Source organism: Kitasatospora sp. NPDC058063 (assembly GCF_042885395.1).
GTDB classification, from domain to species: domain Bacteria; phylum Actinomycetota; class Actinomycetes; order Streptomycetales; family Streptomycetaceae; genus Kitasatospora; species Kitasatospora lactacystinica.
This window is the reverse complement of record NZ_JBHVSD010000038.1, coordinates 33,079-50,068: the sequence shown is the minus strand read 5'-3', so window position 1 is coordinate 50,068 and position 16,990 is coordinate 33,079. Positions and strand designations below refer to the sequence as shown.

At 73.7% G+C, this 16,990-nt stretch carries 11 protein-coding genes; 6 read left to right on the top strand and 5 right to left on the bottom strand.

Going from position 1 to position 16,990, the window contains the following annotated elements; translation table 11 throughout:
- Nucleotides 1-128: 128 nt before the first annotated feature.
- Nucleotides 129-2,975 (bottom strand): hypothetical protein, encoded by a 2,847-nt coding sequence (locus ACFVUY_RS39680; RefSeq protein WP_387736899.1) that lies wholly within the window; start codon nt 2,973-2,975, stop codon nt 129-131.
- Nucleotides 2,972-6,292: an FtsX-like permease family protein gene (locus ACFVUY_RS39675; protein WP_387736898.1), complete on the bottom strand. Its 3,321-nt coding sequence runs from the start codon at nt 6,290-6,292 to the stop codon at nt 2,972-2,974. The genes ACFVUY_RS39680 and ACFVUY_RS39675 overlap by 4 nt, the downstream gene beginning before the upstream one ends.
- A 419-nt stretch (nt 6,293-6,711) precedes the next feature.
- On the opposite strand from ACFVUY_RS39675, the gene ACFVUY_RS39670 reads away from it, so the two are divergent.
- Nucleotides 6,712-7,452: an ABC transporter ATP-binding protein gene (locus tag ACFVUY_RS39670; protein WP_387694342.1), complete on the top strand. Its 741-nt coding sequence runs from the start codon at nt 6,712-6,714 to the stop codon at nt 7,450-7,452.
- Between the two features lie 121 nt (nt 7,453-7,573).
- Here ACFVUY_RS39670 and ACFVUY_RS39665 read toward each other — a convergent pair whose 3' ends face one another.
- Together ACFVUY_RS39665 and ACFVUY_RS39660 are read right to left on the bottom strand one after the other, a co-directional pair.
- Nucleotides 7,574-9,208: an FAD-dependent oxidoreductase gene (locus ACFVUY_RS39665; RefSeq protein ID WP_387736897.1), complete on the bottom strand. Its 1,635-nt coding sequence runs from the start codon at nt 9,206-9,208 to the stop codon at nt 7,574-7,576.
- Nucleotides 9,209-9,563: 355 nt separating this feature from the next.
- The gene (locus tag ACFVUY_RS39660; RefSeq protein WP_387694344.1) at nt 9,564-11,183 is read right to left on the bottom strand and encodes an alpha/beta hydrolase; all 1,620 of its coding nucleotides are present in this window, start codon (nt 11,181-11,183) and stop codon (nt 9,564-9,566) included.
- Nucleotides 11,184-11,663: 480 nt separating this feature from the next.
- Between ACFVUY_RS39660 and ACFVUY_RS39655 the strand changes: the two genes are divergently transcribed.
- On the top strand, nt 11,664-12,338 hold the full coding sequence (locus ACFVUY_RS39655) for a TetR/AcrR family transcriptional regulator C-terminal domain-containing protein (protein ID WP_387736896.1): 675 nt from the start codon (nt 11,664-11,666) through the stop codon (nt 12,336-12,338).
- Between the two features lie 172 nt (nt 12,339-12,510).
- On the opposite strand, the gene ACFVUY_RS39650 is transcribed toward ACFVUY_RS39655, so the two are convergent.
- Nucleotides 12,511-13,116 (bottom strand): TetR/AcrR family transcriptional regulator, encoded by a 606-nt coding sequence (locus ACFVUY_RS39650; RefSeq protein ID WP_387736895.1) that lies wholly within the window; start codon nt 13,114-13,116, stop codon nt 12,511-12,513.
- A 191-nt stretch (nt 13,117-13,307) separates the two neighbouring features.
- Between ACFVUY_RS39650 and ACFVUY_RS39645 the strand changes: the two genes are divergently transcribed.
- The 4 genes from ACFVUY_RS39645 to ACFVUY_RS39630 all read left to right on the top strand — a co-directional run bounded on the left by ACFVUY_RS39645 (nt 13,308) and on the right by ACFVUY_RS39630 (nt 16,637).
- On the top strand, nt 13,308-14,483 hold the full coding sequence (locus ACFVUY_RS39645) for an FAD-dependent monooxygenase (RefSeq protein WP_387736894.1): 1,176 nt from the start codon (nt 13,308-13,310) through the stop codon (nt 14,481-14,483).
- Between the two features lie 57 nt (nt 14,484-14,540).
- Nucleotides 14,541-15,062, top strand: coding sequence for a MarR family winged helix-turn-helix transcriptional regulator (locus tag ACFVUY_RS39640; protein WP_387694349.1), 522 nt, complete (start codon nt 14,541-14,543; stop codon nt 15,060-15,062).
- 115 nt (nt 15,063-15,177) lie between these two features.
- Entirely contained in the window at nt 15,178-15,774 is a 597-nt protein-coding gene (locus ACFVUY_RS39635; protein WP_387694350.1) for a hypothetical protein, read from the top strand.
- On the top strand, nt 15,771-16,637 hold the full coding sequence (locus ACFVUY_RS39630; RefSeq protein WP_387694351.1) for an NmrA family NAD(P)-binding protein: 867 nt from the start codon (nt 15,771-15,773) through the stop codon (nt 16,635-16,637). The genes ACFVUY_RS39635 and ACFVUY_RS39630 overlap by 4 nt, the downstream gene beginning before the upstream one ends.
- Nucleotides 16,638-16,990: the final 353 nt, after the last annotated feature.

The following is a 16,990-nucleotide window of genomic DNA, read 5'->3' as shown; positions in this document are numbered from 1 at the left end:
GGCGACCCGCGCCGCTGTCACGGCCCGTTCACCGCTCCCGGCCGCCGGTCGCGGCCTTCCCGCCGCGCCGCCGGCCGCCACTGTCTCCGGCCGCACGGCCGCGCTCGCGGCCGCCGCCGTTCCCGGCCTCATTGCCGCTCCCCCGCGCGCAGTTCGGTGGCGATCTGGCGCCGGCCGGCGACCAGCGTCTCCACCACCACACCGAGGCAGACCACCAGGGTCAGACCGACGGTGGGCAGCAGCACCGGCATCACCGCCGGGGCCAGGGTGTCGGCGACCTTGGCTCCGACCAGGGCCGAGAGGTCGAAGGCGCCCCCGAGCAGGGCGACCGCGGCCAGGGCGACCAGGCCGCCGCCGACGGCCGCCGCCAGGGTCTGCGGCAGCGACTCGGCGACGATCAGTGCCAGGCCCTGCCTGGGCCGCAGACCCATGGTGCGCAGCCGGGCCAGCACCGCCGTGCGGTCCGGCGCGGCCCGCAGCAGCGTCAGCAGCACGGCCAGCAGGGCGAACCCGGCGGCCGCGAAGCCCGAGTACCAGAACAGCCGTCCGGCCGCGTGCTGCACCGGGTCGGCGGCCAGCTCGGCGATCTTGTCGCGGCTGCTGTGCACCGCGTAGCCGGGGGGCAGGCCACCGGAGGTCTTTCCCGCCGCCTTGGCCTCTTCGTTGACCAGTTTGGCGTGCTTCCCCAGATTCGCGCCGCCGCCGATGCCGCTCTCGATCAGCAGGGCGCGGACCCGGACCGGGTCGACGTCGCCGACCGCGAACCACTTGTTCACCTTGGTCGCCCGCTTGAGCTCCGGCAGGTGCTCCGTAGCGGGGCCGACCGGCACCACGACGAACGGCTTGCCGGGGTCCGGCAGGGCGGGCGTGGCGGTGACGACCCCGGCGACGGTGGTGGCCATCTGGCTGCCGCCGGGCGTGCGCACCTGCGGCGCGCCCGTGGCCAGTCGCTCGGCCAGGTCCCGGCTGAACAGCGCGGGCACCGGGCTGTCCTTGCCGCCCGGAGCGGCGGCCAGCCCGGCCGGGTCGTACTGGCCGACCCCGGCCGTACGGGAGATCTCCGCGTAGGCCTCGGGCTCGACCACCACCAGGATGGCGTCGGTGGTACCCCGGTCGCCGCCGATGAAGGTGGCCCGCTCCTCGATCCAGGCGCCGGTGGCGGCCCGGACGCCGGGCAGTTCGCCGGCCGCCTTGGTGAAGGCCTCCGGCAGGGTCGCGTAGACCGGGACGCTGACGGACACGTCGCCACCGGTGGTGATCCGCGCGGCACGGGTGCGGGACTGGTCCACCGCGGTGAGCACGGTGGCGCCGAAGCCGGTGGCCGTGACGGCGATCAGCAGGGCCAGCAGCGGCAGTGCGGAGGGCCGGCGGCGCCCCGAGTTGTCGCGGGCCGCCCGGACCAGACCGAGGAAGCCGACGAGTCCGCGGCCGCGGCCGGCCAGTGCCGCCAGCCAGCCGACCACGACCGGCTCGATCCGGGCCAGCAGCAGCCCGCCGGAAACGGCGAGCAGCAGCGGGGCGGCCACCAGCAGCGGGTCCACCGCACTGCCCGGGTGGCCGACGCCGCGACGGCGGACCTCGGCCACGGCGGCGGCGGTGACGGCCAGCACGGCGAGCTCGCCGATCACCCGGCGCCAGCCGCCGGCCGCCCGCGGACGCGCCCAGAGCAGCGCGGCCCGGGCCGGGAAGGCCAGGATCGCGAACAGGGTCACGGCGAGTGCGAGCACCACCGAGTTGCCCCAGCGCGAGGTGGGCAGCAACACCAGCGCGAGGGCCGTGCCGAGCACGGCGGCGGGCAGCACCGTCACCACGCCCTCGGCGAGCAGCCGCAGCAGCACTGCGCCGCGCGAGCCGCCGCGGGCCTGGAGCAAGCGGATCTCGGCGGTGCGCCGGTCCGTGCTGAGCGCCGCGGCCAGACAGAGCACCACGACCGCGACGCCGGCGACCCCGGCGGGCCCGATGGCGCCCAGCGGGCCGGCGGCCTGGTAGCGGTCGGCGGCCCGGGCGAGGACGTCCGGCATCAGCGAGGTGGCGTGCAGGTCGGCCCGGAGGGTCGAGTCGACCAGTGCGGTCATGCCGGGGCCGGCCATGTACGAGGCGAGTGTCGCGCGGGTCCGGTCGAGCTGGTCGGCGTGCAGTGCGTCGGGGTCGACGGGCAGCCGCCAGAAGTTCTGGCCGCTCGAACCCCAGCGGGCCAGCGCGGTCAGGCTGCCGCCGTCGACGAAGCCGCTGGTCCAGTACCAGGCGTCATCGCCCTTGAGGCCCAGGCAGGCCCTGGCCGGACAGCCGAGCCCCTCCCAGAACGGGTCCTGGGGATCGTTGACCCGGTAGAGGCCGACCACGGTGCTGCGCAGCACGACGGGTCCGTCGGTGCCGCTCTCGATGACGTCGCCGACCTTGATGTTGACGGCCTCGGCGGCCTGCTGGCTCAGCACGATCGGCAGCGGGCCGTCGGCCGGGGCGGGGCCCGGCCAGGTACCCGCGGTCAGGGTCGCCCGGTCGGCGAGTCCGTGCAGGTAGTACAGGCCGAGCGCCGGGGTGGCGTTCTCGGAGAGCCGGGTGAACCCCGGGTTGAACATCTGACGCCCGGTCTTGACCCGGGTGCCGTACGCCTGGGCCGACGAGCCCAGCGGGAGGTCCCGTCCGATCCGCTCGCCCAGCTTCCCCTGGATGGCGTCCAGGTCCGCCCCGGTGTCCGCGCGGCCCGTTTCGGCGGTGAACTCCAGGTTGGTGACGCCGGTGCCCAGGCTTCGGGTGAACTCCTGGAGCGCGGTGTCCGCGCTCCGGTCCGCGACGCGCGGGAAGGCCGCCGCCAGGAACACGGTGACGAAGGCGAGGGCCGCCGTGAGCAGCGCGGCCAGCGGCATCGCGCGCAGCCGGGTGCGGACCCAGGGCGCGGGCCGGTGGGCGCGCCCGGGCCCGGACGCGGGCCCCGGCGCGGGGGTGGGCACGGTGGTGCCGGCCTTGGTGGTCACATCTCCTCCACGTGGCGCAGCCGGGAAGCCACGTCTCGACGCCGGCGCCCGAGCAGGAAGGCCGACAGCAGCGGAACGGCGGCGATCGCGGCCGCGAACAGCAGCGCCTGACCGTACGGCAGCTCGACCAGGGCCTCGGGCACCGGGCGGCGGGCGGCCGGGGTCAGCACCACGAAGGGCACGATCAGCCGGACGAGCAGGGCGCCCAGGGCGAGGCCCACGATCCCGCCGAGGCCGACCAGCACCGCGTTCTCGGCGGCGACGGTGCGGGTGACCTGCTTGCGCGGGGCGCCCAGGGCGAGCAGCAGCGCGGAGTCCCGGGAGCGCTCGTGGGCGGAGCCGGCCACCGCGGCGGCGAAGCCGATCGCGGCGAGCACGGCGGTGACGATCGCGATGGCCATCAGCGCGCTCTGCGGGGCGGCGCCGACCGGGTCGCCGAGGAGCCCGTCGGCGACCTCGTCGTAGAGCGCGAGGTCCTGGCTTCCGGGGGCGGCGCGCAGGGCGGCGGCGGCCTCGGCCGGGGCGCGGTCGCCCGGCCCGGTGGCGGGCAGCCACCACTCGGTGCGGGTCGGCAGGTTGCGGTCCTGGGCGGACAGCATCCGGGCGGCCGAGTCGAGGTCCATCACCAGCGCCCGCCGGCCGGCCACCGGCATCGCCTCGATCGCGCCGGTCACCTTCACCGGGACGACGACCCCGCTGAGCGGCACCTGGAGGGTGTCGCCGACCGAGGCCCCGACGGCCTTCAGGTAGTCGCGGGTGGCGACGCCGTTGACGGCGGCGGGGTGGGCCGGCCCGGTCGGGAGCAGCACGGCGCGCACGGAGTCGCCGATGCCGCGGGCGGAGTGGTAACGGACCGTGAACAGGTTGTCGGCGGCGGCCGCTCCGGAGTCGAGCGCGGCCACCGGCGTGCTGTCCGAGGGGTTGCGGGAGGCCGGGGGCTTGAGGTTCCAGCCGGTGCCGGCTGGCACCGGGACGGCCGTGGAGGGTCCGTCGGCGGTCTCCGCGACGGCCAGGTTCCGCACCACGACATCTCCGTCGCTGCGGTCACTGAAGGCGACGGTGGCGCCGACCACGGTCAGCGGGGCGGCGACCGAGCCCACCGGGGCGTCGACCAGCGCGTCGAGCCGGATCGAGGAACGGACATCGCCCTTCAGCGGGAGATCGCCGAACGGGACCTTGTGGACCAGGCCGAAGCGATCGCGCAGCAGCAGCCGGACCTCGGGGTGGACCGCACTGCTGATCCACTTGGCCTGGTCCTGCTGGCTCACCGCGATGTCGGCGTCGATCCGCAGCGGGGAGCCGGGCAGCGGGATGCCGACGGGGGCGGGGGCCGTGAGCGTGCCGAAGACCTCGTTGCCGGTGTGGCCGTCGAGCAGGTCGGAGCGGACCGGGACACGGTCGGCGAAGGCGGCGGCGTCCACGGCCAGCAACTGGCCGGCGCCGCCCGGCAGCGGCTGCTCGTCGCGCACCACCGCGACCAGCCGGTCGCCGCCGGGCAGGCTGCCGTAGCGGCCGCCCTGGCCCATCGGCGCGTTGTGCGAACCGGAGATGCGCAGGCCTCCGCCGGTGGCGAAGGCGGCCTGGTCGCGCTGGGAGGAGGTCCAGGTGGCGTGCTGACCGAGCGCCAGGACACCGGTGGCCACGGCCATGACGAGCAGCAGGACGGGTCCGGTGGCGCGGCCGGGCCGGCGGGCCAGCTGCCAGCCGACCATGGCGGGCCCGAGGCCGCGGCCGCGGGCCGCCGCGCGGGCGCCGAGCCGGGCGACGAGCGGGAGCAGCCGCAGCACCACCAGGGTCCCGGCGCACAGTGCCAGGGTCGGGGTGGCGACCAGCAGCAGGTCCACGTCGAGCCGGCCGGTGGAGTCGGGGGACAGCCCGCCGCCGTACTGGTCGAGCTGCTGGTAGGCGAGCACGGCCAGGGCGAGTACGGCGAGGTCGCCGCCGTTGCGGGCGACGCCGGAGACCACGGCCTGACGGCGTCCGGCCCGGCGGCGCAGCGCGGCACCGACGCCGCGCACCACGCTGGGCACGGTGGCCAGCAGGATGCAGGCGAACGCGCAGATCACGGCCACCGGCCAGAGCGACCAGCTGATGCCGGTGTCCAGGGCGACCTGGCGGGAACTGCCGAGGCCGGCCAGCGCGCGGACCAGGAACGGGGTCAGCAGTGGAGCGAAGACCGCTGCGGGCAGGGCCAGCAGCAGCGACTCCAGGGCGGTGAAGGAACCGAGCCTGAAGGCCGAGGCGCCGCGCGCGGCGAGGATCTCGTTCTCGGACTCCTGCCGCGCGGCGATCAGGTGGACGACCAGCAGCAGGGCCGCCGCGGCGAGCACCGCCAGCTGGAGGGCGCCGATCAGCAGGGTGGACCGGGCGACCACCATGCTGTCGGACAGCTCGTGCATGATGTCCGGCAGGTCGGTGGTCGCGCCGAGCGAGGCGGTGCCCCGCAGTTCCTCGGAGAGGTGCTGGGCGCGGTTGCCGACGGCCTGCGCGGTGGCCCGGTCGGCGCCGGAGAAGTCGGCGTCCAGCGACCAGCCGACGCCGCCCTGGACCAGGCCGGCCGTGGCGAAGGCGCTCCGGTCGACCATCATCGGGCCGAAGGTGGTGAAGCCGCCGACCTCGATCTCGTGGCCGCCGACCGGGTCGATCCGCCAGTACGGGGCGGTCGGGTCGGTGGCCCGGTAGACGCCGGTGATCCGGACGGTCAGCGGCTTGCCGTCGTTCCGGTCGACGAGCCTGACCTCGGCGGGCAGGGCCGACTCGGTCAGCCCGAGCCGGCGCAGCAGGCTCTGCGGGACGGCGGCCTCCGGGGCGGCGGACTGCACCGGTCCGGTGGCGGCACCCGGCCAAGCGCCGGCCACCAGTTGGACCCGGCCGCGGTCCAGGTCGGCGAGGACCGTGAGGTCGAGCGGGGCGCCGGGGGCGCTGCCCGCGCCGCTGCCGGTCGCGGGCGTGCCGGTCGCAGGCGTGCCGGTCGCGGGCGTGCCGTCAGCAGCGGCGCCGGAGACCGGCAGGCTGTAGGAACGGCTGCGCGTCAGGCTGTCGGTGTGGACGGGCAGGTCTCCGAAGAGCTTCTGCCGGTAGGCGGCGAGCGCCGCCTCGTCCTTGGACCGCTGGTCGAGCCCGTGCTCACCGGTCACCGCCACCGTGGTCCGGGCGTGACCGGACCCTTGGAGCGCCTGCCGCAGGCCGGCCTCACCGACGCTGCTGTTGAAGGCCACCAAGGCGGTCAGCACAGACGTGGTGATCAGCACCGCAAACAGGACAGCGGCAGCCAGCGGCACTCGCCCGCGCAGTCGGCGCACGACGAAGCCGAGCATCAAGTTCCTCCCCCGGATTTACGTCCCCGGTTGCATCCCCGGGCCCCGCTCATCGATCCGGCCCGAGTACAAATCGGCCACAGACGGACACATCGCGAGCACACCGGCGCATTGACCACCGGCAATCGGTCGCCGGATAGCGGACGATGCTGTCAGATTCGATCCAGGAACGGAAGGGACTTGCGCGAATCAAGTAACCAGTGAGCAAATTCCTTTCATTGATAGCATCCCGGCCGGGGATGCCCCCACTTGAATGCCATGAACACTTCACAACTCCGGCTTCGGCGCGCCCTTTTGACCCGGGACGCCCTCTTCTCGGATTCCCGCCCGGGAAGGTGAACCACCGGAGCAGACATATCCGTAGACCCGGACGGGACCCGGCTACAACCGGGCCGCCACGCCCACAGGGGGGACGCCGCATGACGCAGCATCAGGCCGCCACCGCCGACACCGCCACCACCACCGCCCAGCCGATGGTGGCCGTGACCGATCTCCGCCGCAGCTTCGGCACCGGCGAGCGGACCGTGCACGCCCTGCGCGGCGTGTCGTTCACCGTCGGCCGCGGAGAACTGGCCGCACTCAAGGGCCGGTCCGGCTCCGGCAAGACCACCCTGCTCAACCTGGTCGGCGGCCTGGACACGCCGACCGGCGGCAGCATCGCGCTGGACGGCATCGACCTCGCCGGGCTGGACGAGGACGGTCGGCTCGCCCTGCGGCGGGAGCGGATCGGCTTCGTCTTCCAGTCCTTCGGGCTGATCCCGATGCTCACCGCCGCCGAGAACGTCGGCGTGCCCATGCGACTGCGCAAGGCCCCGGCCGCCGAACGCGAGGAGCGCGCCCACACCCTGCTCGCCCTGGTCGGGCTGGCCGACCACGCCAACCAGCGCCCCGGCGAGCTCTCCGGCGGCCAGCAGCAGCGCGTCGCCATCGCCCGTGCGCTGGCCAACGAGCCCAGCCTGATCATCGCCGACGAGCCCACCGGTCAGCTGGACTCCGAGACCGGCCGCTCGATCATGGAGCTGCTGCGCGCGGTGGTGCGCAGCGAGGGCGTCACGGTGCTGGTCGCCACCCACGACCCGACGCTGATGGGGCTCGCCGACCGGGTGATCGAGGTCCGGGACGGACGGATCGTCGAGGAGGAGACGGAGCGGGCTGCCTAGCGGAGCGGACCCGGGGTCGTGTCACGGGTGTGGGGATGCGGGGCGCCTCCCCACGCCTCCGGGGCACCGGGGTTCGGGCACCGGAGTTCGGGCTCAGGGCTCACTGCTCTGGGCTCACTGCTCAGGACTCGGCCGGGATGATGGATTGGGCGTGGTGGAACACCTCCTCCCCGTCCCAGTGGGCCTTGGTGCGCTGCAGCCGTGGATAGTTGCCCTTGTAATAGAGGCGCGGGTAGGCAGGGTCGGGCTGGTCGGCGGTGCCCAGGTCGTTGTCCGGGTAGTTGACGTAGGCGCCGTCCGTCGCGGTGTCGACCTCCGGGACCCCGCCCGCCCCCCGGTAGACGTCGCGGTACAGCCCGCTCAGATAGGCCAGGTGTTTCTCGTCCTCGGCCGGGTCCGTCCAATACGTCTGGTACTGCAGCTTCATGATCGAGTCGCGCTGCGGGACGGCCGTCTCCTCGGGACGGCGGGTGTTGATCCGGCAGCCGTAGGAGTCGATCTGGACCAGCGTGTTCGAGAGGTCCGCCCCCTCGACGTCGCGCACCAGCCAGTCCCGGAAGGCGGCGATCTGCTCCGGCGCGAACGGCTCCCGGTGGTAGGCCGACTTGTACTTGCCGCGCTGGTTGTCGCCCGAGGGGTTGAGCGTCATGGTCGCCTGGAACCAGGGCATCTGGCGCCGCTTGTCCGGGTAGGGCAGGAACAGCCCGCCGGCCGCCCGGGTCTGCACCGTCGATCGCGTCGTCATCCCCCGTTCGACCGCCGCCACGAACGCGTCGAGCGGGCCCGGGTCCTCCCCGTCCCACTGACTGAACAGAACGACGTTCCCGTTGGAGTGGTGGGTGAGTTTGAGGATCGCGAACAGCCCCTGGTACACCGGCTCCCGCGGGCCGCTGTGCTCGGCCATGAAGGCGCCGAAGTTGGCCACCAGAGTCTCGAAGTCCTCTGGCCGGGCGAGCAGTTCGGCCCAGGGCCAGGCCACGCTGCTCAGCCAGACCCGGGGCGGCGGCCGGGGCACGTCCGAGGCGAAGTGGTACCGGAGCACCACCCCGAAGTTTCCGCCCCCGCCGCCGGTGTGGGCCCAGAAGAGGTCCTGCTCGGGCGAGCCCTGCGCGTCCTCGCGGTGCGCCTGCGTCACCACCGCGCGGCCGCCCCGGACGGTGACCACGTCGACCTGGACGAGGTGGTCGACGGTGAGCCCGTGCCGTCGGGAGAGCAGGCCGTACCCGCCACCGCAGACGTGCCCGCCCGCGCCGACCGAGTAGCAGGACCCGGCGGGCAGGGCGACGGCGTACTCGCGGAAAAGCGTGGTGCAGACGTCCCAGTTGGTGGCGCCGCCCTCGACGCCGTACGTGGGCCGACCGAACTTGTCGGTCGAGGCGGCGACGCCGCGCATCGTGCTGAGGTCGAGGATGACGCCCCCGTCGTTGTCGACGAAACCCTCGTAGCAGTGCCCGCCGCCGCGGACCGTCGGCCGTAGCCCGGCGTCCAGCGCGCGGTTCAGCTCGGCGACCGCGTCCGCCTCGTTGCCCACCAGCCGGATGTACGCGGGGGTGCTGCTCCACCGCTGGTTGAAGCCCTGGGCGAGGGTCCGGTACCGGGGATCGCCCGGCAGCACCGACCGCCCCCGCGACAGCTCCCGGTGCGCGCCCCCGGCCGCTGCCGCGCCTGCCGCCGCGCCCGTGGAACCGGCGGTGATCCCGGCGGCCGCCGCACCGGCACCGCCCAGGAAACCCCGCCGGGAGAATTCGTCCTGCATGGCCCGCCCTCACTTTCCCGAGTTCGAGAGAAGCCGGCGGCCCGCACGCTAACACGGATGCCCGGGCGCGGGAATTGGTTATTGAATAGTGTGACAGTACGTCATTTCCCGTACCCCTTACCGGCCGTGACCTTCGCGGTCGCACCGGAACGCGATTGTCAGTGGCATGGGCTACGGTCGCCGACGACTCGCAGGAATCCGCTCCACCGGAGGTTCGATGACGATCCACTGCCGCATTCCCCGGGCCTTCCGGGCGCTCCGGGAAATCGCCCGTAAAGCACGGTCGTGGTGGCCGGCAGCACCGCCGACCACCACGACCGTCAACTCCTCCCCCGGGTCACCGGGGGCCGTTCCGTCAGACCGCCGGGAAGATCTCCGCGTCCGGCTTGAGCAGCTGGCCGGCGGCCGGCGCGGTGCCGTCCACCAGGTAGCGGGTGACCAGCTTGTTCAGCGCCTGGCTGCGGCCCACGGCGCAGTGCTCGATCGAGTCGACGCTGACCAGCACCGCGTTGCTCAGCTCCTGCTGCATCCGCTGGGCGAACTTGTACTGGGTGGCCGGGTCGTAGAGGTTGCCGATCACCATCACGGTGTTGGAGGTCTTCTTGTTCCACGGGCCGGTGAAGCGCTCGGCGTCCCGGGCCGGGGCCGGCCAGCTCGCGCACGCCGGCGCGTCGAAGGCCTGGTAGCGACCGAAGGTCGGCATGTCCTTCTCCCAGGCCTTCGCCGCGTTCGCGAACACCCGGTCGTTGGAGGGGTACGGCTTGTCCTGGCAGTTGACGGCCAGGTAGGAGTCGTCCGCGGTGTACTCGGAGTCGACCGGGGCCTCCCGCAGGGCCGCCCGCGGGACCTCCACCGAGAGCAGGTTGGCGTCCTCGTCCGAGACATTCGCCTGCGGGGCCAGCAGGGCGGTCGCGGCCGGCTTCTGGAACACCTGGTAGGTCGCCTGGAGCGACTTGGCCAGCGGGGCGAGCTTGGCCTGCGAGTACAGGGCGCTGGCCACCTCCCCGGTGAAGGTGCTCAGGGTCACCTTGGAGCCGTTCGGCAGCGTGATCGGGCTGGTCCGCAGGTGGTCGCGGAGCTGGTCGAACTTGGCCCGGGTGTCGCCGTCGCCGAAGGCGCAGCGCGGGGCGCCGGCGGCCTGGCAGCGCTTGAGGAACTCGTCCAGGGCGATCTCGAAGCCGTTCGCCCGCTGGCGGTCGTACTCCAGGCCGTTGTGCAGGCGCAGGTCCGGGTCGACGTTGCCGTCGACGATGATCGCGCGCACCTTGTTCGGGTACATGTTGGCGTACGTCGAACCGATCAGGGTGCCGTAGGAGAACCCGGCGAAGGTGAGCTGGGAGTCACCGACGGCGCGGCGCATCCGGTCCAGGTCGCGCACCACGTTGATGGTCGACATGTGCTCGATCAGGGGGCCGGCGTTCTTGCTGCAGGCGTCGGTGTAGTCCTGATCCGCGTCGAGCGTCTCGTTGATCTCGGCCTTGGTGACCGGCACGCCGACCATGCGGTTGGTGACCGCGTCGGCGTCCTCCTGGGTCTTGAAGCACTTGAGCGGGTTGCTCCGGGCCACACCGCGCGGGTCGAAGCCGACCAGGTCGAACTTCGACTGCACCTCGGCACCGAAGCGGGCGGTCGTCGCCCACAGGTAACCACTGCCGCCCGGGCCGCCGGGGTTGAGGAACAGCGAGCCGATCCGCTTCGACGGGTCGCTCGCCCGCCGCCGCATCATGGCGATGCCGACCTTCTCACCCTTCGGGTTGTCGTAGTCCAGCGGCACGGGGTAAACGGCGCAGTCGTAGATGCCGGGGTCCGGCTTGGTCGGGTCGGGGTTGCACGGCGTCCAGGCGACAGGGTCGACCTTCGCCTCGGCCAGACCCGGGGCCTGGTCGATGGGCGCCGCCGACGCGGCGACGGCGGTGCCGGTGACAAGTGCGAGAGCGCAGGTGACCGCTCCGGCCAGCGTGGATATGCGGGACAAGGAACCTCCTCCGTACTGAAAGGGCGGCCCCAGCCTGTCAGCCGGAGATCTCCGTGGGAAGACCTTAGAGCGGCGTAAATCATCCACCCGACGCAGAACGCCTCGCGAAATATTCTGTGAATGAACCAACTTGACGGTTGATTGACCTGATGCCTTGTCACTCGAAGTCGTCGGTCGGCCTGGGTTCGGCGGGACCGGGCAGAGGCTCGGATACCCCGGGCGACCACCTCCCTCGGAGCGCCGCTATTGTGCGACCGACCGCGACGGGCCCTCCGGGATCCACGCCCTGCGGAACCCTCCGTACTCCACGTCCTCGTTGAGCCTGCGGACCATCACGGCGACAAGCTGCACGACACCCTCCCCAGAGACTTCTTGCAGCGCAAGAAGCTGACGTCGAGTGTGGTTCTCTTGCACTGCAAGACTCGCCAGGGCGCGGGCCGCACAGCCCCGCTGGAGCCCATTGGGGTGAAGGAGGAACCGATGCCGACCCGGCGTACCCGCCCACGGACAGGGCTGACCCGCGAGAAGGTCATCGACGCCGCACTCGCCTACGTGGACGAACACGGCCTCGCCGCGCTCTCCAACCGCAAGCTCGGTGCGGCGCTCGGTGTCGAGGGGATGACGCTCTACTACTACATCCCCAGCAGGGCCGCCCTGCTCGACGGCATGGTGGAGCGCCTGCTGGAGCTGTCGGCGGGAAGCCTGTTCGGCGAGCCCGACGGCCCGTGGACGGAGGCGGTCCGGGACTTCGCCGTCGAGCTGCGCCGACTGCTGCTCGACCATCCGGCCATACTCACCGTGCTGGCCACCCGCCCGGTCGCCACGCCGGTCGCCCTCGCCCTACTGGAGCGCGGCATCGCCGTGCTCCACGCGGACGGCGTCCCACTCGGCGACGCGCTCGACGTACTCAACTCCGTCGTCCGGTGGACCATCGGGCACACGCTGGGCGAGGCCGGCGAGACGCCCCATCACGAGTGCACCGAACCCCGGCCCGAACAGTTCGCCGCCCTGGACCAGGAGGCCTACCCCCACCTCGCGCAGGCCTTCGCCACCGGAGAGGGGCTCGACTCCGAGCAGTGCTTCCACCGCACGCTGCGCATCCTGCTCGCCGGCTACGCCTCCGAGCTGAGGCACCCGCACGGACCCGATTCCTGATCGGGCGACGGACCGCCGGACGCACTCCCGGCAGCCCCGCCCTGGTCGCCCGGCTCGCCCGGCTGACGCGGACCGGGCGGCCAGGGCGAGCCGCATGGGCCGGGCCCGGTCGCGTCGATGAGGCGCGACGAGGCGCGACCAGGCGACGAGGGCCGGCGAAAGCCGGCGAGGCTCAGCTCGCGACCGCTCCCCGCAGGGCGGCTGCCACCAGCCCCTGGATCGCGTCCACCCCGGGCTCGCCGCCGCCCACCAGGTGCTCGAAGACCAGGCCGTCGATGCAGGCCAGCAGCACGGCCGTCCGCCCATCGGGGTCGGCCACGCCCTGAGCGGCGAGGAAGTCACGGACGGCGGCGCGCCCGGCGTTCTCCCGCGGGACGAGGATCTCGCGCAGCTCGGGATCGCGGACGCTCTCCACCGCGCAGGCGTACCGGGCGAGCGAACGCCGCCGCCCGTCCCCGGACAGGCGGCGCCGCGCCAACTCCGCGATCCCGTTGGACAGCTCCGCCGCCGAACGGACCGGCACCTGCTCCCCCATGGCGTGCAGTTCGCCCTGATCCAGCTCCACCAGCCGTCGCACCAGCGCGGTGAGCAGGGCCTGCCGGGTCCGCAGGTAGGCCGAGGTGGTCCCGAGCGGCAGCCCGGCCGCCGCGTCCACCGCCCGGTGGGTCAGTCCGCGCACGCCGAGGTCCGCCAGCACGCCGATCGCGGCGTCCGCCAGTACCGTGCGCCGGTCCGGCCGCCCCGCATCGTCCCGCTTCTGGTCCTCGTTTCGCCGCATCCCTCCTTTCTACCGGGGCCGGGTCACCCGCCGCGCACCGCCTCGGTCCGGGCCGGCCGTCACCCACCGGCCTCCGGCCCCTCGCCACCCACAGCCCCCGCCACTCCGGCCCGCCTCCGTCGACCGACAGCCCCGTAGTACGCTCCTTCTACAGCTGTAGAAGGAGCACGGCGACACGGGAGGGACCGGGCATGAGCGGCAACAGCGCGGTGGTGGTCGGGGGCGGCATCGGCGGATTGGCGGCCGCCATCGGGCTCCGACTGGCGGGGTGGGACGTGATCGTGGTCGAGCGGGCGGATGTCCTGGAGGATGCGGGTGCCGGCATCTCCCTGGCCGCCAACGGGATGCGCGCGCTCGCGGCCCTGGGGGTCGGCGAGGCGGTCGAGGCGGCCGCCCGCCGCCAGTACACCGGCGGCACCCGGACCCCGGACGGCCGCCGGCTCGCCGCGATGGACGGCGCGGCGCTGGAGCGCGAACTGGGCGCCCCGATCGTCGGGATCCGTCGCGCGGCCCTGCACCGCGTCCTGCGCGAGGCGCTGCCCGCCGCCTCACTGGTCGTCGGCTCCGAGGTGACGGAGGTGGACACGACCCGGCCGTTCCGGGTCCGGGCCGGCTTCGGCGGCACGACACTGGAGGCCGACCTCCTGGTGGCGGCCGACGGCGTCAACAGCCGTCTCCGGCGCCGCCTCTTCCCCGGCCACCCCGGCGCCACCCACAGCGGTTCGACGGTGCTGCGGGCGATCACCGAGCGTCCGGTCGACGGCCTGAAGGCCGACTTCGAGCTGACCTGGGGCCACGGCGCCGAGTTCGGCCACATCGCGTTCCCGGACGGCACCGCCGAGTGGCACGCGGTCCTGAACGCCCCGGCCGGGGTCCGCTACCGGGACCCGCTGACCGAGGTCCGCCGCCGCTTCGCGCGCTGGCACGAGCCGATCCCCTCGCTGCTGGCCGCGACCCGGCCGGAGGCGGTGCTGCACCATGACGTCAACGAGCTGGCCGCGCCGCTGCCGTCCTACGTGTCGGGCCGGATCGCACTGCTCGGCGACGCGGCGCACGCCATGACGCCCCACCTCGGCCAGGGCGCCTGCCAGGCACTGGAGGACGCGGTGACCCTGGCGGCGTTGCTCACCGGGACCCGGACGGTCGAGGGCGCGCTCGCGCGTTACGACGCGGCCCGCCGCCCGCGCAGCCAGGCCGTGGCCCGCGATGCCCGCCGGGCCGGCCGGCTGGGCCAGCAGCTCGCCCACCCGCTGGCGGTCGGCCTGCGCAACGCCGCGATCCGGCTCACCCCGCCCGGCGCGATGGTCCGGACCGTCCTGCGGCACGCCGACTGGACGCCGCCCAGGATCGCTCCCCGTGCCGCCTAGGCATCAGTCCATGGTTCGACTTGACCGGGAATCAGGTTAGGCACCATATTACTTCTTGTGACCCAGCAACCCGAGGGTGGCCCCACGGCCCCCAGCCTCGATCAGGCCCGCCGCCAGATCGCCCGCTACGGCCTCGCGGCCGACCCGCAGGCGATCCTGGTCGCGGCCCGGCTGATGGCGGCGGGCGCCAGGATCGGCCAGGCCGGCGAGGTGCACTTCGGCCGATTCGGCCTCTCCACCGGCCGCTACCGGCTGCTGGCGGACCTGGAGGACCACGGCGGCGAGAAGTCGCCCTCCCAGCTCGCGGCGAGTCTCGGCGTCTCCCGGGCGACCGTGACCGGCCTGGTCGACGGCCTGGAGCGGGAGGGCCTGGTGGCCCGCCGGCCGTCCACCGAGGACGGCCGCGGCAACGTGGTGATCCTCACCGCGCGGGGCGCCGACAAGCTGCGGGAGCTGGCCCCCGCGCACTTCGCCCGGATGCAGGCACTGGTCGGGGGCCTCTCCGTCGAGGAGCGCGCCACCTTCCTGGACCTGCTGGCCCGGGTGGTCGCGGGCATGGACGCACTCACCGAGGACTGATCCACCCCCCGGCGGGCCGCCGAATGACGGCCCGCCTCCCTTCAGCCCCAATAGTTAGGCACCTAAGCACAAATACTTAGGCACCTAACCATAAGCGAGAGGAAGAACCGACCCCATGAGCAAGAAGGCCCCGGGCGCTCCCCCGCCCTTCGTCCTGTGGCGCGAGGTCCTGGTCGCCTACGTCATGCCCGCCGCCATGGCCGGGACAGGCGGAGCCGTGACCGGCCAGCCGCAGCTGGTGACCGCCGCGCTCACCACCATCGGCGGCACCTCCGCCCTGGTGGCCGCCGCACTCGGCGCCGTTCTGCGCCGCCGCCCCGTCCGCACCCGGCCCGCCCGGACCCCTCGCCCGCTCGCGGCCGCCGCCCTCGGCCTGGTCGCCGCCGCCCTCGGCCTCGCGGTCGGCCTCGCCGCCGCCCGCTGGCTGCCGCACGTCCCGGCCCTCGCCGACAGCCCCTGGCCGCGCCGGCTGCCGATCGACCTGCCGGTCTCCTCGGCGATCGCCGCCACCATCACCACCTGGCACTGGCGCGGCAGCCGCCCGGCCCGCACGGCGCAGCACCGGCTCCCCGCCGTACCCCAAGCCGGAAACGCGCCCCGACCCGGAGCCGTGTCCCAGCCCGGAGTCGCGTCCCAGCCCGAAACCGCGCTCCACCCCGAAACCGCGCTCCACCCCGGAATCGCACCCCATCCCGAAAGGCAGACGTCATGATCGTCATCATGGGCGCCGGTGGCGCCACCGGCGGCGCCACCCTGCGCAGCCTCGCCGCCCTCGGCGCACCGAGCCGCGCCCTCAGCCGCGACCCCGCCCGGTTGGCCGCCGCCCTCGACGAGCACACGCTCGCCCGGACCGCCACCCTCCCGGCCGACGCCGCCGACCCGGCCTCCCTGCGTACGGCGTTCCGCGGTGCGCACCAGCTCTTCCTCACCATGGCCAACGGCCCGCAGCAGGTCCGGTACGAGCTGAACGCGATCGAGGCCGCGGTGGACTGCGGCGTGGAGCACATCGTCAAGGTCTCCGCGCCCGCCGCCGAGCCGGACTCCCCCGTCGCCGTCTCGCGCGGCCACCACCTGATCGAGGAGCGGCTGCGCTCCTGCGGCATCACCACCACCGTCCTGCGGCCGTACGCGTTCATGCAGAAGCTGCTGCTCCTGGCGCCCGGCATCGCCGCCGCCGGGGTGGTGCACGGCGCGATGGGCCAGGCACGGTGCAACTACGTGGACGCCCGGGACATCGGGGACGCCGCGGCCGAGGTGCTCACCCGTCCCGAGCTGGCCGGCGGCACCTACCCGCTCACCGGCGGGCGGGCCTACAGCTACCCGGAGCTCACCGCACTGCTGGGCGAGCTGCTCGGCCGGCCGGTCCGCTACCTCGACCTGAGCCCGTCCGACCTGCACGCCCACCTGGTCGGCCGGGCCGGGATGCCGCCCTGGCTCGCCACCCACGTGGTGGAGATCCAGCAGCTCGCGGTGGTCCGCAAGGAGACCCCGGACGGCTCCTTCCTCGGCCTCACCGGACGCGCCCCGCGTACCCTGGAGGCCTTCCTCGGTGAGAACCTGCACCGGTTCCGCTGACCACCGGGCAGGACGGCGGGCCGGGCCCGGACCGGAGAAATCGGCCCGGGAAACCCGGCCCGCCACCTCCCGCCACCCGAAGGGAGCAGGAATCGCTGTGGCATGGATCACGGTCGGAAAATCGACCTGACGATCCGTCAATTCCCCTGACGCCCCATCACTTCTACATCAAGAAGCGTCAGTTCTTGACTGACGTTCTGTCAGATTCGGCTATTTGGGCGCCAGTTGGGCCGAGTGTCCGCTCCTTTCCGCTCGCCGCCCCGGGGCTACCATCGGTCAGGTTGTCCGCTCCGGCCCCGGAGTGGGGTCACCCGATCAGGCGGTGCTCCCACCGCCCCAGGGGCCGGGCATCG